Raw genomic sequence first — 18,388 nt, forward strand, 5'->3', positions numbered from 1 at the left:
CCGTGCCACTCACTCCATACACCCGCCCCGCCGACGGGCAGGTGCGCCTGCTGACCAAGGTCGCCCGCATGTACCACGAGCGGGGCGTCCGGCAGGCCGACATCGCAGCCGCGCTCAATATCTCACAGGCGAAGGTCTCTCGTCTGCTCAAGCGTGCCGAGACCGTCGGAATCGTCCGCACCATCGTCACCGTCGCCCCGGGCGTCTACGCCGAGCTCGAAGAGCAGCTCGAAGACAAGTACGGCCTCGCCGAGGCGGTCGTCGTCGACGTCGACCCCGAGGCCGACGAGCGCGAACTGCTCGCCTCGCTCGGCGCCGGCGCGGCCGCCTACCTCGAAGCCACCCTGTCGGGCGGCGACCGCATCGGCGTCTCGTCGTGGAGCCAGACGATCCTCGCGATGGTCGACCGCATGCGCCCGTTCACCGTGCGCGGCGCGACCGAGGTCGTGCAGCTGCTCGGCGGCATCGGGGCCCCTGAGGCGCAGAGCCACTCCAACCGCATCCTCGGCGAGCTCGCCCGCACCCTCGGCGCCGACCCCGTCTACGTGCAAGCGCCCGGCATCGTCGCCGATCCCGGCATCCGTGACAGCCTGCTGTCGGACCCCTCGATGCAGGAGGTCACGCGGCACTGGAACGAGCTCACCATGGCGATCATGGGCATCGGCAGCATCGAGCCCTCGGACGTGCTCGCCACCAGCGGCAACGCGTTCGACGACGACGAGCGCCGCTCCCTGCTCGACCAGGGCGCCGTGGGCGACATCTGCCACCGCATCTTCCGCGCCGACGGCTCGCTCGTCCACGGCGCGCTCGACGACCGCATCATCGCGATCACGGTCGAGAACCTGCTGCGCATCCCCCGCCGCGTCGGCATGGCCGGGGGCGACCGCAAGCTCGAGGCCATCCACGGCGCCTTGGCCGGCGACTGGGTGACGACGCTCGTCACCGACCTGCGTTCGGCCGAGGCCCTCGCCGAGCGCTGAACCCGAGGCACCGACCGATCTCGTGCACCACGCTTCGTCTCGCTGGCGCTCGCTCAGCGACCGCTCCCGAAGCCCACGCAACCCGCCGGTCGCCGAGGGAGGGAGGAACGACCGAGACGAAGCGTGACGCGCGGGCAACCCCGCGCGCGCTCAGCGAGAGGAGACGAGCGACGCTGCCAGGCGCTCGACGCCGAGGCGGGGGCTCGTGAGCACCGGCACGTCGACCGACACCGCCTCGGCTGCGGAGGCCATGGATGCCTGGGCCAGGACGATGACGTCGGCCTCGGCCGCACCGCGCTCGATCGCGGCCGCGACGAGGCGGTCATGCGTGGCACGATCGCCTCCGGCCACGGCGGCGAACGCGCCCTCGATGACCTCGCTCGTCACCTCCGGCTCGACGCCGGCGAGCGCCGCGCGCTCCTGCAGCAGAGCGAGGGTGGGGCGGCACGTGGTCGGGAGCGTCGCGAGCACCCGGATGCGGCGGCCGGCCCGGACGGCGGCATCCGCCATCGCCTCGTCCACGCGCAGCACGGGAATCCCGGCGCCCGCTGCGGCCGGGGCCGCGAGCTCAGAGATGGACGAGCAGGTGAACAGGACGGCATCCGCTCCCCCTGCGGCAGCCGCGCGCACGAGGTCGTCGATGCGCTCCGGAACGGATGCCGCGCGCTCCGCGTCACCGAGGTCGGCGACGATCCGGTCGTCGAGGTAGTTCACCACCGTCGCACCCGGGATCAGCTCCGTCGCCAGCATCCCGAAGGGCGCGATATTGACGGCGCCGGTGTGCAGGAAGGCGATGCGGGGGGCGGCCTGTGTCATGCGAACAGCCTTTCAGCTTCTCAGCCCTTGAGGGCGCCGCCAGCCATGCCGGCCATGATCTTCTTGTTGAGCGTCAGGAAGACGATCAGCAGCACGATGATGTTGATGCTGACGGCCGCGAACAGCGGGCCGTACTGCGTCGAGCCGTACTCGTCGCTGAGGCTCAGCAGCCCGACCTGGATCGTCGCGAGCTCGGGGCGCGTCGTGAACGTCAGCGCGATCAGCAGGTCGTTCCACACGCTGAAGAACTGCACGAGGCCGACGGTGAGGATCGCGTTCTTCATCATCGGGACGCCGATGACGAAGAACGAGCGCAGCGGGCCCGAGCCGTCGACGGTCGCCGCCTCGAAGATCTCACGCGGCACAGACCGGAAGTACGTCGCCATGAGGAACGTCGTCAGCGGCAGGCCCATCACCGTGTACGTGATGATCAGCGGCAGCAGCGTGTCGGTGATCCCCATGCGGAAGTACACGATGAACAGCGGCACGAGGATCATCTGACCCGGCACCATGATGCCGGCGAGCACGTACAGCAGGACCGCGTTGCGACCCTTCCAGATCATGACCTCGAGTGCGTAGCCGGCCGCGACGCCGATGAACACGATCAGCAGCACCGACGGGATCGTCACGATGATGCTGTTGAGGTAGTTCTGCGCCACGTTGCCGTTGGTGAGCGCGGCCACGTAGTTGTCGAAGTTCCACGTCTCCGGCAGCGACAGCGCGGGGTTCGAGAGGAACTCGGACTGCGTCTTGAACGAGCCGAGCACCATCCACACCTGCGGGTACAGCACCACGACCATCAGCAGCGCCACCACGATCCACACCGGGATGCGGCGCACGAGACGCAGCGCGGTGCGTCTGGTCCGGCTGGGAGCCGGCTTCCGCCGGGTCGGGACCGCGACCGTGGTCGGGGCATCCATCGTCGTCGTCATGTCAGACCTCCGCCTTGCGCCGCGACGACCGGAAGATCGCGAGCGTGAACACCAGGCACAGCAGCGTCAGCACCAGGGCGATCGTCGAGCCGTAGCCGTATTCCGCATACTCGAACGCGGTGCGGTACATGTACAGGGTGAGCGGGGCTGTCGACGTGCCCGGGCCGCCGCCGTTCAAAGCCAGCAGGCTGTCGAAGACCTTCAGCGTCGAGTTGAGGCTGAAGATGATCGACGACATCAGGATCGGCAGCGACAGCGGCACGATGATGTGCCGCACGAGCTTCAGGCCGTTGGCGCCGTCGAGCCGTGCCGACTCGATGACCTCCTCGGGGATGTCGAGCAGGCCCGCGTACAGCAGCACGGCGTAGAAGCCCATTGAGCCCCACAGCGTCATCACGATCGCCGTGGTCATGGTGCCGGCGGTCGAGGCGAGCACCTCGACGCTGTCACCGCCGAAGAAGTTGATGATGTCGTTGACCGGCCCCTGGTTCTGGCCGACCGCGACGAAGCTCTTGAAGAGCAGGGCGACCGCCACCGTCGGCAGGATCGCCGGGAAGAACACGATCGTCCGCACGAACGACGAGCCCTTGCGCAGCACGAACACGTACAGCAGGGCGAGGCCGTAGCCGAGGGCGACCTGGCCGACCGTGGCCACGATCGCGAAGAAGATGCTCACCCACATCGACTGCAGGGCGGCGCCGTCGGTGAAGAAGGTCGCGAAGTTCTGGAACCCGACCCATTCGAACCCGCGGAGGGTGTTGCCCTCGAAGAACGACAGGCCGAACGACCATGCCACCGGCACGATCTTGAGCAGCGTGTAGAGCAGGAGCGCAGGCGCCAGCAGGATGAAGATCGTCTTGCGATCTCCGAAGATCGAGTTCATCGGGCGGATGCCTCTCCCGGGGATTTCTGGAGTGTGCCGGCCTTCTCCGAGCCTAGGCCGAAGCCCGGCGCGGAGAAGACCGGCACCATCGTCACTTGTTGGCGTCGAGGCTGGCCTGGAGGTCCTTCATGTAGTCCTCCGGGCTCATCTGACCGGTCGTCAGCAGCGTGACGTTCGTCGAGGCGAGCGAGTTGCTCTTGGGGTCGAACAGCGCCTCGAACCACAGCACCGTCTCGTCGATGCCCTCGATGCGCTGCTGGATGTCGGCCGTGTTCTCCGAGATGCCGGTGACCTCGCCGTTGACCTTGAAGCCCGAGATGACGCCCGCGTCCTGCAGCGCCTGCTGGCCGTAGTTCTCGGCGATGCAGCTGATCCAGTCCTGCACCTTGGGGCCGAACTGCTCGGCGTTGACGATCATCGGCGCGCCGGCGTTGGCCGGGTACTGGTCGATGCTGCCCTCACCGCCGTCGACGGCCGGGAACGGCATGAAGCCGACGTTCTCGCCGCCGATCTGGTTGCGGTCGGGGTCGTTGATCGCGCTCAGCAGCCAGGTGCCGTCGTACGTCATCGCGGCCTGGCCGGTGAGGAACATGTTCGACGAGGTGTCGCCGTCGCGGGTCGAGAACCCCTCGCCGAAGTAGCCCGCCTCGGCGAAGTCCTGCAGCGCCTTCGCGCCCGCCACGTACTCGGGGTCGGTGAGCTTCGCGTCGCCCTTCTGAATGGCCACCATCGCGTCGGGTCCGACGTTGCGGTAGATGTACAGGCCGAGGATGCGGGTGAGCGGCCAGCCGTTCGCACCGGCCTCGGTCATCGGGACGATGCCGGCCTTCTGCAGCTCGGCGGCGTCGTCGACGAGGTCGTCCCACGTCTGCGGCTCTTCGATGCCGTTGTCGGCGAAGATCTGCTTGTTGTAGAAGATGCCCTCGATGTTGTACTGGTACGGCATCGAGAACATGCCACCGTAGACCTGCTCGACGGTGGAGGCCGCGGCGGGCAGCACGTTGTCCCACGCGCCGGCGTCTTCGAGCGCCGCCTTCAGATCGCCGACGAGACCGGCCTTGCCGAGGTCGCCGTCGGGGCGGATGAGCGCGGTGCCGGCGATGGTGTGCGTCGCGAGGGCGCCCTGGCTTGCCAGCAGTGTGACCTTCTGCACGACGTCCGCCTGCGCGACCTTCTGGTGCTCGATCGGCAGCGCCTTGTTCTCGGCCTTGCATGCGCCCGCGGCGAGCGCGTCGAGCTCGTCCGACAGGACCGGGTTCTCGTTCGCGGTCATGACCGTGAACTTGCTGGGGTCCGTGCCGCCCGCGCCGCCGGCGTCGGTCGATCCGGGGGCGGCGGTGCCGCCGGCGCAGGCGGCGAGCGGTACGACCGCGGCGAGCGCGATCCCGAGCGTCGCGATGCGGCGTCGGTTGCTGCGTGTGTTCATAGCGTCCTCCTTGACGACGACCATGCGGGTGAAAGGTACGACCACGACAGTAGGCAGGATTTCAACGTGTGTCAACAGTCAGTACTGAAATTCTATTCACTTTGAGACGATTCAGGGGTTAGACTGCATTTCCATGCAGCATTGCTAGATCTTGCAATGCCTGTGCAGTGTGACCCGCATCGGCCCGTTTCTTGCCGCGACGCCGCGACGAGCACGAGACTGAACGCCACTCGGAAGGAACCGACATGACCGCCACGACCGCGACCCGGGCGCACGCCCGGTTGCGACCCCTCGGCGCCGCGAACGCGCGCTGGGCCAGCGGGTTCTGGGGAGATGTCCACGATCGCACGCGCGATGTCACGATCCCGCAGATCTGGTCGTCGCTCAGCGACCCCGCCATCAGCCCGGGCCTGGCCAACTTCCGCATCGCCGCCGGCCTCGACGCCGGCGAGCACACCGGCCCGCCCTTCATGGACGGCGACTTCTACAAGTGGCTCGAGGCCGCGATCGCCCGGCTCGAGACCGATCCCGATCCCGAGCTGGCCGACCGCCTCGAGCAGATCGCACAGCTGATCGCGTCGGTGCAGCGCCCGGACGGGTACCTCCACACCCCCACCATCATCTCGACCCGCAACCACGAGGACGCGATCGCCCTCGCCGACCGGTTCAACTTCGAGACGTACAACCTCGGCCACCTCATCACCGCGGGCGTGCGCCACTACGAGGTGACCGGGTCGACGACGCTCCTGGATGCCGCACGCAAGGCCGCCTCGTTCCTCGAGGACCTCGCGACGAACAAGCCGCTGGAGCTCGCCCGCAGCGCGATCTGCCCGTCCCACTACATGGCCGTCATCGACCTGTACCGCGCAACCGGCGACGAGCAGTACCTGCGGCTGTCCGAGGCGTTCATCCGGGTGCGCGACGACTTCGAGGGCGGCGACGACAACCAGGACCGCGTGCCCGTGCGCGAGCAGAAGGTCGTGGCCGGCCACGCCGTGCGCGCCAACTACCTCTACGCCGGTCTCGCCGACCTCGTCGCCGAGACCGGCGACCGCGAGCTCGAAGCGGTGCTCGAGCGGCTGTGGCGCGACGTCGTCGACACCAAGCTCTACATCACGGGCGGCGCCGGCGCGCTGTACGATGGCGCCTCGCCCGACGGCTCGCCCTGGCAGGGCGACATCAGCCGCGTGCACCAGGCGTACGGCCGCGCGTTCCAGCTTCCTCACACGACGGCCCACAACGAGTCGTGCGCGAACATCGGCCTCATCCTGTGGGGCGAGCGGATGCTGGCGCTCACCGGCGACGCGTCCTACGCCGACGTGATCGAGCAGGTGGCGTTCAACAGCCTGCTCTCCAGCATCAGCCTGGCGGGCTCCGAGTACTTCTACACGAACCCGCTGCGTCAGGTGCGGGACCTCCCCTACCCGCTGCGCCGTCCCGGCGACACCGCGCTGCACCCGGTGCCGTCGCCGCCACCGTCGGACGAGCGCCTGCGCGAGCCCTACCTCAGCTGCTTCTGCTGCCCGCCCAACATCGCGCGCACGCTCGCGCGGTTCCACGAGCGTGCGGCGTCGCTCGGCGCCGACGGCCTGTACGTGCACCTGTACGGCGGCAGCGCGCTCGACGTGACGGCCGACGACGGCGCGCGCCTGGCCTTCCGCGAGGACGGCGGCTACCCGTGGGGCGAAACCGTGGTCTTCACGGTCACCGCTGCGGTGGGGGATGCCGGCGGCCACGGCCTCCCGCTGCACCTGCGCATCCCCGGCTGGGTCTCGGGTGCGACGCTCACCGTGAACGGCAAGGACGTGCCGGTGACCGCACCGGGAACATACACACGGGTCGACCGCGACTGGCAGGAGGGCGATGTGATCGCGCTGACCCTGCCGATGCCGGTGCGCGTCCTGCGTGCGCACCGCCTGGCCGAGGAGGCGACGAACCAGGTCGCGGTCCGCCGCGGCCCGGTCGTGTACTGCGTCGAGACCGCCGACCTGCCCGAGGGTGTCGTGCTGGAGCAGGTCGCACTGCGTCGCGGCGCGGCCTTCACACCGGTCGAGGCCGACGTCGCCGGGCAGCGCGTGGTGGCGCTCGACGCCGAGGCCGTCGTCCTGCCGCCCTCGGACGAGGATGCGCTGTACGACGATCTCGCCGACCTGCCGCTCACGACGTCGCCGGTGCGCCTGGTCCCATACTTCGCGTGGGGCAACCGCGGCGCCGGCGAGATGTCGGTCTGGCTCCCGCTGGTCTGGTGACGCGCATGGAACACGTCATCGCGACCTACATCATCGAGACCTCGCTGCCGCTGCAGCGTGCCGCGGAGGTGCTCGCCGGCGAGCAGTCGACCGGCACGTTCGTGCGCGTCGAGCGCGAGTCCGACGACCTGCGCGCCCGGTTCGCGGCACAGGTCGAGTCCATCGACGAGCTGCCGCTCACCGGCGCATCGCCCCTGCCCGGCTCCGTGGGCGATCCCGCGCTGCGTCGCCGCGCGCGGCTGCGGCTGCGCTTCCCGCTCGACAACTTCGGCCCCTCGCTGCCCAATCTGCTGGCGGCAGTGGCGGGCAACCTGTTCGAGATCAAGGAGCTGTCGGCGATCCGCCTGGTCGACCTCGAGCTGCCGCCGGCGTTCGCCGAGCGGTACTCGGGTCCGGCGTTCGGCGTCGCGGGAACGCGCCGGCTGATGGGCCGCCCCGATGGCGCGATGATCGGCACGATCGTCAAGCCCAGCATCGGCCTGTCTCCCGCCGACCTCGCCGAGGTGGTGGGGCAGCTCGCGGAGGCGGGCATCGACTTCATCAAGGACGACGAGCTGCAGGGCAACGGCCCGACGGCGCCTCTCGCGGCACGTGTCGCCGCGGTCATGCCGGTGCTCGAGCGCTACGCCGACCGCACCGGCCGCAAGCCGATGTACGCGTTCAACATCACCGACGACATCGGGCGGCTCGAGGCCAACCATGACCTCGTGGTGGCCGCCGGCGGCACCTGCGTGATGGCGTGCATCAACCTCGTCGGCCTGCCGGGGCTGGAGTTCCTCCGCCGTCACAGCAGCGTGCCGATCCACGGCCACCGCGCCATGTTCGGCTCGTTCGGACGCTCCGAGCAGGTCGGGATAGGGTTCCGTGCGTGGCAGAAGCTCGCGCGCCTCGCCGGCGCCGACCACCTGCACACGAACGGCATCAGCAACAAGTTCTACGAGACGGACGACCAGGTGCTCGACTCCATCGCCGCGGTGCGCGAGCCGCTGCTGGGGCTGACCCCCACGGTGCCGGTGCTGTCATCGGGCCAGTGGGGCGGGCTCGCGCACGCCACGTACTCCGCGGTGGGCACGACCGACCTCCTGGTGCTCGCCGGCGGCGGCATTCACGGTCACCCCGACGGTGCGGCCGCAGGCGTCGCGAGCATGCGCGACGCCTGGGCGTCGGCCGCTCGCGGCGAGAGCGCCGACGACGCGTACTCGACCTCGCCGGCGCTGCGCCGCGCGGCCGAGCTGTTCGGGCCGGTCCGTGCGTAGCGAAGGCGCCGTCGTCTTCTACGGCGACGACTTCACGGGCAGCGTCGACGCCCTGCTGCAGTTCGCGCGGCGCGGCTGGTCGGGCCGGCTCTTCACGCGGCTCCCGGATGCCGCCGGCCTGGCCCGCGCGGCCGCCGAGGTCGACGTGGTCGGGGTGGCGGGCATCTCCCGGTCGCTGGCTCCCGACGACATGGACGCCGAGCTGCGACCGGTGTTCGCCGCCTTCGCCGCGCTCGACCCGGCCCTGGTGCAGTACAAGGCGTGCTCGACCGCGGACTCCGCGCCGCACGTCGGGAGCCTCGGCCGCGTCGTCGAGCTCGGCCGCGAGGCGTTCGGCGAGCGCCCCGTGCCGATGCTCTTCGCCCAGCCCGACTTCGGGCGCTACACCGTGCTCGGCCAGCACTTCGCGGCCGAGCAGGGCGTCGTGTACCGCCTCGACCGCCAGCCCACGATGTCGCGGCATCCGTCGACGCCGATGACCGAGGCGCAGCTGGCCGTGCACATCGGCCGCCAGACGGCGCTGCCGGTCGGCTCGCTCTCGCTGCTGTCGTACGACGGTCTGGCAGAGCGGCTGCGTGCCTCCGCCGATGCCGCCGTCGTGCTCGACGCACTCACCGACGAGCATCTCGTCGAGGTGGGCACGGCGCTCGGCGCGCTGCCGGCGCCGGTGTTCGCGATCGGCTCCGGCGGGCTGTCGCACGGCGTCGCGGCGGCATCCCCCGGTGAAGGCACGGCGATCCCCGCCACGTCGTCCGCGACGGGTCCGGTGCTCGTCGTGTCGGGCAGCCGGTCCGCGCAGACGCGGCGACAGGCAGATGCCGCGGCCGCCGCGGGCTGGCTGGTCGGGGCCCTGCCGCTCGAGGCCGGATCCTTCGCGTCCACGACGTCCGAGGTCCTCGCCGCGCTGCGCGCGGGGCGGAGCGTGGCACTCACGTCCGACGACGCCGACGTCGACGCCGCAGGCGGGCGGCCCCTGCTGCCGGCGATCGCGGAGGCCGCGGCATCCCTCGTCTCGGCGGCCGCACGCGAGGGCGCGTCGCGGCGGATCATCGTGTGCGGCGGCGATACGTCGAGCCGGGTCACACGGCTGCTCGGCGTCGACGCGCTCTCGATCGCGGCCAACCCGTGGGGCAACGTCGTGCTGCTGCGCGCCCACTCGGACGACGCCGCGATCGACGGGCTGGAGCTGCTGCTCAAGGGCGGCCAGGTCGGCGCGGACGCACTGTTCACCGACGTCGACGCCATCTCGGCCGCCCGGTAGGGTCTCGTGGGGTGAGCCGCTTCTCCGTCGTCCCCTCGTCCTACGTGTACCTGCGCCGCGGCTCGTCCGTGCTGCTGCAGCTGCGGCAGAACACCGGGTACATGGATGGATGCTGGGCCGCGGGTGCCGCCGGCCACATCGAGCGGGGCGAGACGGCTTCGGGGGCCGCGGTGCGCGAGGCCCGCGAAGAGCTGGGGCTGACGCTCGACCCTGCCGCGCTGTCGGCTTTCGCCGTCATGCAGCGCACCGACGGCACGGACGATCCCCGGGAGCAGCGCGTCGACTGGTTCTTCGCCTGTGACGCGTGGGACGGCGAGCCCCGGATCCTGGAGCCGCGCAAGTGCGCCGAGCTCGCGTGGTTCGATCTGGATGCCCTGCCCGAGCGCATGCCGGAGTACGAGCGCACCGCGCTCGCGGCGCTCCGCGCTGGTGGCTCGGCGACCCTGCTCGACGTGGGCTTCTGACGGCACCGACCGGATCGGACTCGGAAAGTCGGGCGCGGCGACGCGCGGGCGACGAACGTGGAGGGCGAAGGGACAAGCCATGATCGCAACGCTCAACCGACTCGTCGACCACGTCGAAGAGCATCTGACCGACGATCTCGACATCGCGGGGTTCGCCCGCCGGCAGGGCACCACGGAGTACCACCTGCGCCGGATGTTCTCGGCACTGGCGGGATTCCCGCTGTCGGAGTACATCCGGCGGCGGCGCATGACCGTGGCGGCCGCCGACGTGCTCGGTGACGACGATCTGCTGGGCATCGGGGTGCGTCACGGCTACGGCTCGACCGAGGCGTTCGCCCGCGCGTTCCGTGCCGTGCACGGTGTCGCGCCCGGCGACCTCCGCCGCGGTCACGGCTCCCTTCGGACCCAACCGAAACTCAGGTTCCGCCTGACCGTCGAAGGAAGCACCACCATGGACACCCGCATCGCCGACCGCCCCGCGTTCCGCCTCATCGGCCACGCCGCGCGCGTGCCGCTCATCCACGAGGGCGTCAACCCTCACATCCAGGCGCACATCGCCGCGCTGCCGGTCGAGGAGCACGCCCGGCTCAAGGAGCTGAGCTCCGCCGAGCCCGCAGGCCTGCTGCAGGTGTCGGCCGACGTCGATCCCGACTACGCCGAGGGCACCCCGCTCACGTACCTGCACGGCGTGGCGGTGGGCGCGGACGCGTCCGTGCCCGACGACCTCGACGCGATCGACGTGCCCGCCGGCACCTGGGCGGTGTTCCGCTCCACCGGCGACTACCCCGCAGCCCTGCAGCAGACGTGGGCGGCCACGGCCGCCGACTGGTTCCCGTCGAACCCGTGGCGGCTGCGCCCCGGCCCGTCGATTGTCGCCGTCCTGGATCGCTCGCCGGACTTCGCCACCGCGACCTGCGAGCTCTGGCTCCCCGTCGAGCGCGCCTGACCCCCGCCTGCAGGCGGTCGGTCAGTCCGCCTGCAGGCGCACGCTCCAGGCCGTGGGCACGCGAGGGATGCGGTACTGCTCGGGCAGCGCAGGGCCGACCGAGGCCGAGCCGATGCCCTGCTGGGCGTGATCGAGGTTGAGCCACACCCGGCCCGAGTCGGCGAGCTCGTGGGGCTTCGCGGCGCGGGCGAGGTCGTGCGACGTCCAGCGGCGCGCGGTGAAGTCGAACTCGGGCCGGCCGTCGACCCGCAGCGACGGCATCCCGGATCCGCCGATCTCGAGCCACCGGGTCTGCACGTGGTTGCCGTTCTCCTGCGGCACCGGGTAGCGAACCTGAAGGTCGTCGACGGATGCCGCGAACCGCCCCACCCGTGACCCCTCGCAGGAGTCGACGTAGGTCTCGCCCGGGCCGCGGCCGAACCACGTCACACGGTGGGCCGCTGCGGGCAGCGCGAACAGCAGGCCCAGGCGCGGCACGAGGATGTCGCGGCCGAGGTACGGGGTGTCGGTCCACGGACCGACGAAGTCGGCCTCGGCGTCGAGCACCAGACCGTCGCCGTCTGCCGACCACGACATGGTCCACGCGACGCCGTGCGGATGCGTACGCGGGGAGGTCCGTCCGCGCACCGTCAGGCGACCCGCTCGCGCTGAGACCTCGTCGATGCGATGCAGCAGGCGGTCGAGCATCGTCTTGTGCCACACCGAGGCGAGATCGTTCAGCGAGCCCTGCCCGTGGTCGTTCTCGGTGGGCGCCCGGTACAGGTCGAGCGTCGGTCCCTCGATGTGGAGGTCGCCGAGGCGCACGAGGCGCCCGGTCGCCGCGTCGAACGTGCCGGCGCCGACCTCCACCACCTCGCGCGCCGCAGCCGTCGAGAATGCGAACCTCGGCACCGGCACCGCCGCGGCCGGTGCCGGTGCAGCGACGGCTCGCGCCGCGCGGACCACCCGCTGCCCCCACGCGACGACGTGCCCGGCCGGCGCCCACGATGCGTCGGCGGCGAGCGCGGCCTCGACCGTCAGCACGACATCGTGAGGACTGGATGCCGCACCGCCGGCCGTCGCGAGCGCCCGGGCCGCGGCATCCGGGATCGCGATCTCGACGACCGAGCCCGCGGCCGTCGCGGGGACCTCGAGCACTCCACCCGTGACGGGGAGGCCGTCGGCCTCTACGCTCCAGCGGAAGGCCAGGTCGGACGTGTCGATCGTGTGCCGGTCGTTCTCGACGCGCACGGACGCATCGCCCACCGTGATCAGCACCGGCTCGTGCGCCTTGGCGAGCTCGACGAGGCCGGGCGTGGGCGTGCGGTCGCTGAACACCAGGCCGTGCAGGCTGAAGCGGCCGCCGCGCGGCTCGTACGCCACGTCGTCGCCGTGCATCACGTACGGCACGCCGTCGGCGGTCTCGGTGTGGAAGCCGTGGTCTATCCACTCCCACACGAACGCGCCGCACAGGCGATCGTGCGCGCGGATGATGCGCCAGTAGTCCTGCAGCGAGCCGGGACCGTTGCCCATCGCATGCGCGTACTCGACGAGCAGGAAGGGCAGTCCGCGGCGGCGCTCGTCGTCGGCGTCCGAGATGCCGTCGGGAGCGTCACCGTCGGCATCGAACACCATGCCGTGCATGCTGAGGCGGCCGCCGCGCGGCTCCTCCCGCCTGCCGATCCGCTCCAGCAGCTCCAGCGACGGGTACATCAGCGAGTAGAAGTCGGAGTCGCGGTAGCGAGGGTCGCGCTCGTACAGCACCGCGCGCGACGGATCGCGCGCGTCGAGCCACGCGCGCATCTCGCCGAACCCGTCGCCGGTCATGCTCTCGTTGGCGAGCGACCACACCACGATGCTCGCGTGGTTCTTGAGCGGTTCGACGGTGCGGCGCAGGCGGTCCGTGATCGCGTCGCGCCACTCGGGCATCGCGGGCGGGTTGTGCTCCCAGCCCTCGTAGATGAACCCGTGGGTCTCGAGGTCGACCTCGACGACGACCCACAGCCCGTACTCGTCGCACAGTCGCAGGAACTCGGGATGCGGCGGGTAGTGGCTGGTGCGCACGGCGTCGATGTTGGCGCGCTTCATCATCACGATGTCGCGGATCATCGTCTCGCGATCGAGCGTGCGCCCGGTGTTCGGGTGATGCTCGTGCCGGTTGACGCCGCGGAAGGTCACCGGCCGCCCGTTCACCGTGAACACCCCGTCGACGACCTCGACGTGTCGGAAGCCGATCGCGAGCGACACGGTCTCGGTCGCGGTACGGACCGTGCCGCGGTACAGTCGCGGGCTCTCGGCACTCCACGGCTCGACCGGTACGGTGACGCTCTCGCCGGCGCTGACGCGGATGCCGAGCTCGGGCACCTCGACGAGTGCCGCCCTCGCGGCGGAGGCCGCGGCATCCACCCCCGACAGGGTGACGTCCACCCGCAGCGTGCCGCGCCCGGTGACGGCGTCGTAGTCGGCGTGCACGAAGTGGTCGTCGATGCCGCCGACCGGCCGCGCGAGCAGCTCGACGTCGCGGAAGATGCCGGGGAGCCACCACATGTCCTGGTCTTCGAGGTACGTCCCCGCCGACCACCGCTGCACGCGCACGCACAGCACGTTGCGGCCGGGGCGCACCGGCGCGTCGAACTCGACCGGCAGCCGGCTGCCGGTCGACCAGCCGAGCTCCTCGCCGTTGAGCCAGACCTTGGCGCACGAGTCGACGCCCTGGAATCGCAGCACGGCGGAGCCGCCCGCACCTGCGAAGGCGCCGGGCGCATCGAACACGAGCCGGTAGTCGCCGGTGGGGTTCTCGTCCGACACGAACGGCGGGTCCAGCGGGATCGGGTACGCGGTGTTCGTGTACAGCGGGCCCTCGTCGGTGCCGAGCATACGGCGGGCGGGTCCGCCGGCCAGCGGCGTGAAGGGCTCGAGCACCCAGTGCGAGGGGACCGCCATCTCGTCCCAGCCGCTGTCGTCGAAGTCGTCGGCGACGAAGCCGTCGCCGGTGCCCTCAGCGGTCGGGGAGAGGCGGAAGCGCCACGTGCCGTTGAGGCTCAGCACGTCGGCGTCCGTCACCGCCTCGGCACGCGGCGTGCGCCGCCCCGCTCCCGGATTCGTGCTCTCCCAGTACCGATCCGACGCCGTCGCCCGCACGAATCCGCTAGTCTGCATGTCCATAAGAGGTTGCATATCCATTCCTTATTGAATGCGATTGCAGTCTAACTCAGCGAGGAGTCGCCATGGCAAGAACGACCGCCCCCTCCCGGACGCGCAGCACGCAGCCGCCGCACACGCCCGCCGCGGCCGTCCCCGCCGCGATCGCCCGTGCGGTGGGCGAGACATCCCGCATCAAGGCGCGGGCGATCGACCGCGTCGCCTACGCGAGCGACGCCTCCCACTTCCTCCTGACGCCGCGGGCCGTCGTGGTCGCCGCCAACGCCGCCGAGGTCGGCGCGGTGATGCGGGCCGCCGCCTCCTCCGGGGCGTCGCTGACCTTCCGTTCCGGCGGCACGAGCCTGTCGGGCCAGGCATCCACCGACGGCATCCTCGTCGACGTGCGTCAGCGGTTCCGCCGCATCGACATCGAGGACGACGGCCGGCGGGTGCGTGTGCAGCCCGGCGCGACGGTACGGCAGGTCAACGCGCGCCTCGCGCGCCACGGCCACCGCCTCGGCCCCGACCCTGCCAGCGAGATCGCCTGCACGATCGGCGGCGTCGTGAACAACAACTCCAGCGGCATGGCCTGCGGCATCACCGAGAACACCTACCGGACGCTCGACTCGCTCGTGTTCGTGCTGCCGTCGGGAACGGTCGTCGACTCCGGAGCCGCCGACGCCGACGCGGCGCTGCGGGCGGCCGAGCCCGAGCTCGTCGACCGCCTGATGCGGCTGCGAGACCGGGTCGTGTCGAACCCGCGGTCGGTCGAGATCATCCGCCGCCAGTTCGCCATGAAGAACACGATGGGCTACGCGGTCAACGCCTTCCTCGACTTCGATACCCCCGCGCAGCTGCTCGCGCACCTCGTCGTCGGCAGCGAAGGCACGCTGGCGTTCGTCGCCGAGGCCACCTACCGCACCGTGCCGATCCTGCCGCGCATCTCGACCGCGCTCACGGTGTTCCCCGACCTCGAGGCCGCCACGCGCGCCCTCCCCGACCTCGTCGCGACGGGTGCGGCGACGCTGGAGCTGATGGATGCCGCGTCCCTGCGCGTCGGGCAGTCCCTGGCGGGTGCACCGCGGCAGATCACCGGCCTCACGGTGCGCGACCAGGCGGCGCTGCTCGTCGAGTACCACGCGCACACCGACGCGGAGCTCGCCGAGCTCGTCGACCGCGGCACCCGCACGCTCGCGGCCCAGCCGTTGGAGGCGCCGGCCGGCTTCAGCGCCGACGCCGCCGAGCGAGCGCTCGCGTGGAAGCTGCGCAAGGGCCTGTACGCGTCGGTCGCCGGCGCCCGGCCGAGCGGCACGACAGCCCTGCTGGAGGACGTCGTGGTGCCCGTCGAGCGGCTCGCGGCCACGTGCGGGCGCCTGCAGACGCTGTTCGACCGCTACGGCTACGACGACAGCGTGATCTTCGGGCACGCGAAGGACGGCAACATCCACTTCATGCTGACCGACCGGTTCGAGTCCGCCGACCAGCTCGCGCGCTACTCGGCGTTCACCGAAGACATGGTCGACCTCGTGCTCGACGCCGGCGGCAACCTCAAGGCCGAGCACGGCACCGGCCGGGTCATGGCGCCCTACGTCCGCCGCCAGTACGGCGACGAGCTCGCCGAGGTGATGCGCGAGCTCAAGCGGCTGTGCGACCCGCGCGGCATCCTCAACCCGGGGGTGATCGTCGACGACGACCCCGAGGCGCACCTCAAGCACATCAAGCTCGCCGATCCGATCGAGCCCGAAGCCGACCGCTGCGTCGAATGCGGCTACTGCGAACCGGTGTGCCCGAGCCGGGATCTGACCCTGACCCCGCGTCAGCGCATCGTCACGCGTCGCGCGATCGCGCGGGCCGAGGCGGCCGGCGACGACGCGCTCGCCCGCGAGCTGGCGCAGGACTACGACTACGCCGGCGTCGACACGTGCGCCGTGGACGGAATGTGCCAGACCGCGTGCCCCGTGCTCATCAACACCGGCACGCTCGTCAAGCGGCTGCGCCGCGAGGACGCGGGCCGCGTGGCGAGCACCGCGTGGGCCGGGGCGGCGAGCGCGTGGGGTGCGGCGACGCGTGCCGCGAGCGCGGGGCTGAGCGTGGCGGACCGGATGCCGCCGGCCGTGGTGACCGCGGCCACCGACCTGGGCCGCGCCGTGCTCGGCGCGGACACGGTGCCGCGCTACACCGCCGACCTGCCGCGCGGCGGCCGCGCGCGGTCGAAGCTCGGCACGTCGGTCGGAGGCGGAGCCGACGCACCGGTCGCGGTGTTCCTGCCGGCGTGCGTGGGCAGCATGTTCGGCCCCGCCGACGCCGCCGACGGGACTCCCGGGATCGGCGCGACCGAGGCGTTCCGCCGGCTCGCCGAACGGGCCGGAGTGCGCCTGGTCGTGCCCGAGTCCGTCGACACGCTGTGCTGCAGCACGCCGTGGACCTCGAAGGGCTTCGCGGGCGGACGTGAGGCGATGTCGCGCCGCGTCGTCGCGGCGGTCGCCGAGGCCTCACCGGGCGGACGCCTGACCGTGGTGACCGACGCCTCGTCGTGCACGGAGGGCTTCGTGCACCTGCTGGCCGACGCGGGCGTCGAGACCACGGTCGAGGACGCCGTCGCCTTCACCGAGCGCGAGCTGCTCCCACGCCTGGGGGCCATCGCACCGCTCGTCGACACGCTCGCCCTGCATCCGACGTGCTCGTCCACACAGCTGGGCCTCGACCTGGCGCTGAAGACCGCGGCCGCGGTCGTCGCGAACGAGGTCGTGGTGCCCGACGCGTGGGGGTGCTGCGGCTTCGCCGGCGACCGCGGGATGCTGCATCCCGAGCTCACCGCGTCGGCCACGGCGCCTGAGGCGGCCGAGGTGCGGGAGCTCGGTGCCGACGCGCACGCGTCGTGCAACCGCACGTGCGAGCTCGGCATGACCCGGGCCACCGGAGCGGACTACCGCCACGTGCTGGAGCTGCTCGAGGAGGCCACGCGCCCGGCGTGACCCGAGGCTCAGGCCGGCGCCGTCGACTCCCGCACGACGAGCTCGGGCTGGAACCGCACCGTGCGCTCGTACGCGCCGTCGGGCTCCTCGAGCTCTTTGAGCAGCAGGTCGACCGCGGTGTAGCCGATCAGATGGGCGGGCTGGCGCACCGAGGTGAGCGGAACGACGGTCGCCGACGCGAAGTCGATGTCGTCGTAGCCGACGAGCGCGATGTCGCGCGGCACCTGCACGTCCGACATGAGAGAGAAGGCCTGGAGCGCGCCCACCGCGAGCAGGTCGTTCGCGGCGAAGACCGCATCCGGCCGCTCGCCGGGCGCACGCACCCGCAGCTGCTCCCCCGCCGCGCGCCCCTGCAGGACCGACAGCGCGGCCATCTCGATCACCTCGAGCGTCGCACCCTCGACCTCGGCCACGGCCCGGCGCGCCCCTTCGAGGCGATCGGCCACCTGCCGGATCGAACGCGGGCCGCCGATGAACGCGATTCGCCGGCGTCCCGTCGCCAGCAGGTGCGCCACGGCGAGGTAGCCGCCCTCGACGTCGTCGACCGACACCGAGGCGAGCGCGGTCGCGGAGTCCTCATGGTCGACGAGGATCACCGGCACGCCGGCGTTCTGCAGCCGCACCAGAGCAGCCAGGTCGCCGTCGACGGGCGTCACCAGCACGCCGTTCACGCGCTGCTCGCGGAACAGCTCCAGGTACGCGTCCTCACGGTCGGAGCGCTCGTCGCTGTTACCGAGCAGCACGCTCATGCCCGATTCGGCGGCGCGATCCTCGGCGCCGCGCGCGACCTCGGCGAAGAAGGGGTTGCCCGAGTCGAGCACGATCAGCGCGATGCTCCGGCTGCGTCCGGCGCGCAGCTGACGGGCAGCGTCGTTGCGCACGAACCCGAGCTCCTCGATCGCCTGCGTGACGCGCTCGACCGTCGCCGGCGACACCTTCTCCGGCCGGTTGAGCACGTTCGACACGGTCCCGACCGATACGGACGCCGCGGCAGCGACATCCCGCACACTCACCACCATGACGCCCCCAGGGTTTCTTTCCGCTGTCCGCGAGTGTAGGGCACCCCGTGGCCCGGGCAAG

At 71.4% G+C, this 18,388-nt stretch carries 13 protein-coding genes; 7 read left to right on the top strand and 6 right to left on the bottom strand.

Features of this window, described 5'->3' with window-relative positions; translation table 11 throughout:
* Positions 1 to 2: 2 nt before the first annotated feature.
* Positions 3 to 980: a sugar-binding transcriptional regulator gene (locus ACTHNQ_RS09570; RefSeq protein WP_440333156.1), complete on the top strand. Its 978-nt coding sequence runs from the start codon at positions 3 to 5 to the stop codon at positions 978 to 980.
* Between the two features lie 150 nt (positions 981 to 1,130).
* Here ACTHNQ_RS09570 and ACTHNQ_RS09575 read toward each other — a convergent pair whose 3' ends face one another.
* The 4 genes from ACTHNQ_RS09575 to ACTHNQ_RS09590 all read right to left on the bottom strand — a co-directional run bounded on the left by ACTHNQ_RS09575 (position 1,131) and on the right by ACTHNQ_RS09590 (position 5,037).
* Positions 1,131 to 1,796 (bottom strand): aspartate/glutamate racemase family protein, encoded by a 666-nt coding sequence (locus ACTHNQ_RS09575; RefSeq protein ID WP_440333157.1) that lies wholly within the window; start codon positions 1,794 to 1,796, stop codon positions 1,131 to 1,133.
* Between the two features lie 20 nt (positions 1,797 to 1,816).
* Positions 1,817 to 2,728 carry a carbohydrate ABC transporter permease gene (locus tag ACTHNQ_RS09580; protein ID WP_440333158.1) on the bottom strand — a complete coding sequence of 304 codons (912 nt, stop codon included), beginning with the start codon at positions 2,726 to 2,728 and terminating at the stop codon, positions 1,817 to 1,819.
* A gap of 1 nt (position 2,729) precedes the next feature.
* Positions 2,730 to 3,611, bottom strand: coding sequence for a carbohydrate ABC transporter permease (locus tag ACTHNQ_RS09585; protein WP_440333159.1), 882 nt, complete (start codon positions 3,609 to 3,611; stop codon positions 2,730 to 2,732).
* 91 nt (positions 3,612 to 3,702) lie between these two features.
* Positions 3,703 to 5,037: an ABC transporter substrate-binding protein gene (locus ACTHNQ_RS09590; protein ID WP_440333160.1), complete on the bottom strand. Its 1,335-nt coding sequence runs from the start codon at positions 5,035 to 5,037 to the stop codon at positions 3,703 to 3,705.
* 245 nt (positions 5,038 to 5,282) lie between these two features.
* On the opposite strand from ACTHNQ_RS09590, the gene ACTHNQ_RS09595 reads away from it, so the two are divergent.
* The 5 genes from ACTHNQ_RS09595 to ACTHNQ_RS09615 all read left to right on the top strand — a co-directional run bounded on the left by ACTHNQ_RS09595 (position 5,283) and on the right by ACTHNQ_RS09615 (position 11,213).
* Positions 5,283 to 7,286 (top strand): glycoside hydrolase family 127 protein, encoded by a 2,004-nt coding sequence (locus ACTHNQ_RS09595; protein ID WP_440333161.1) that lies wholly within the window; start codon positions 5,283 to 5,285, stop codon positions 7,284 to 7,286.
* A gap of 5 nt (positions 7,287 to 7,291) precedes the next feature.
* Positions 7,292 to 8,542, top strand: a complete 1,251-nt coding sequence (locus ACTHNQ_RS09600; protein WP_440333162.1) for a RuBisCO large subunit C-terminal-like domain-containing protein — start codon at positions 7,292 to 7,294, stop codon at positions 8,540 to 8,542.
* The gene (locus ACTHNQ_RS09605) at positions 8,535 to 9,803 is read left to right on the top strand and encodes a four-carbon acid sugar kinase family protein (protein ID WP_440333163.1); all 1,269 of its coding nucleotides are present in this window, start codon (positions 8,535 to 8,537) and stop codon (positions 9,801 to 9,803) included. Before ACTHNQ_RS09600 ends, ACTHNQ_RS09605 begins: the two co-directional genes overlap by 8 nt.
* 11 nt (positions 9,804 to 9,814) lie before the next feature.
* Entirely contained in the window at positions 9,815 to 10,267 is a 453-nt protein-coding gene (locus ACTHNQ_RS09610; RefSeq protein ID WP_440333164.1) for an NUDIX hydrolase, read from the top strand.
* Between the two features lie 79 nt (positions 10,268 to 10,346).
* Complete coding sequence (locus tag ACTHNQ_RS09615) at positions 10,347 to 11,213, top strand: AraC family transcriptional regulator (protein ID WP_440333165.1); 867 nt, start codon at positions 10,347 to 10,349, stop codon at positions 11,211 to 11,213.
* Between the two features lie 21 nt (positions 11,214 to 11,234).
* Here the strand turns inward: ACTHNQ_RS09615 and ACTHNQ_RS09620 are convergent, their stop codons facing one another.
* The gene (locus ACTHNQ_RS09620; RefSeq protein WP_440333166.1) at positions 11,235 to 14,357 is read right to left on the bottom strand and encodes a glycoside hydrolase family 2 TIM barrel-domain containing protein; all 3,123 of its coding nucleotides are present in this window, start codon (positions 14,355 to 14,357) and stop codon (positions 11,235 to 11,237) included.
* Positions 14,358 to 14,419: 62 nt separating this feature from the next.
* Between ACTHNQ_RS09620 and ACTHNQ_RS09625 the strand changes: the two genes are divergently transcribed.
* A complete protein-coding gene (locus ACTHNQ_RS09625) occupies positions 14,420 to 17,308 on the top strand; it encodes an FAD-binding and (Fe-S)-binding domain-containing protein (protein ID WP_440333167.1) in 2,889 nt (962 codons plus the stop codon).
* Between the two features lie 8 nt (positions 17,309 to 17,316).
* On the opposite strand, the gene ACTHNQ_RS09630 is transcribed toward ACTHNQ_RS09625, so the two are convergent.
* Positions 17,317 to 18,327, bottom strand: coding sequence for a LacI family DNA-binding transcriptional regulator (locus tag ACTHNQ_RS09630; RefSeq protein ID WP_440333168.1), 1,011 nt, complete (start codon positions 18,325 to 18,327; stop codon positions 17,317 to 17,319).
* Between the last annotated feature and the right edge of the window lie 61 nt (positions 18,328 to 18,388).

Origin of the sequence: Microbacterium sp., assembly GCF_051953575.1 — a bacterium.
GTDB lineage: Bacteria > Actinomycetota > Actinomycetes > Actinomycetales > Microbacteriaceae > Microbacterium.

Bases quoted from the DNA above. Each gene is read 5' to 3' on its own strand.
- ACTHNQ_RS09575 (WP_440333157.1), bottom strand. From the start codon at position 1,796: ATGACACAGGCCGCCCCCCGCATCGCCTTCCTGCACACCGGCGCCGTC.
- ACTHNQ_RS09580 (WP_440333158.1), bottom strand. From the start codon at position 2,728: ATGACGACGACGATGGATGCCCCGACCACGGTCGCGGTCCCGACCCGG.
- ACTHNQ_RS09585 (WP_440333159.1), bottom strand. From the start codon at position 3,611: ATGAACTCGATCTTCGGAGATCGCAAGACGATCTTCATCCTGCTGGCG.
- ACTHNQ_RS09590 (WP_440333160.1), bottom strand. From the start codon at position 5,037: ATGAACACACGCAGCAACCGACGCCGCATCGCGACGCTCGGGATCGCG.
- ACTHNQ_RS09595 (WP_440333161.1), top strand. From the start codon at position 5,283: ATGACCGCCACGACCGCGACCCGGGCGCACGCCCGGTTGCGACCCCTC.
- ACTHNQ_RS09600 (WP_440333162.1), top strand. From the start codon at position 7,292: ATGGAACACGTCATCGCGACCTACATCATCGAGACCTCGCTGCCGCTG.
- ACTHNQ_RS09615 (WP_440333165.1), top strand. From the start codon at position 10,347: ATGATCGCAACGCTCAACCGACTCGTCGACCACGTCGAAGAGCATCTG.
- ACTHNQ_RS09620 (WP_440333166.1), bottom strand. From the start codon at position 14,357: ATGGACATGCAGACTAGCGGATTCGTGCGGGCGACGGCGTCGGATCGG.
- ACTHNQ_RS09625 (WP_440333167.1), top strand. From the start codon at position 14,420: ATGGCAAGAACGACCGCCCCCTCCCGGACGCGCAGCACGCAGCCGCCG.
- ACTHNQ_RS09630 (WP_440333168.1), bottom strand. From the start codon at position 18,327: ATGGTGGTGAGTGTGCGGGATGTCGCTGCCGCGGCGTCCGTATCGGTC.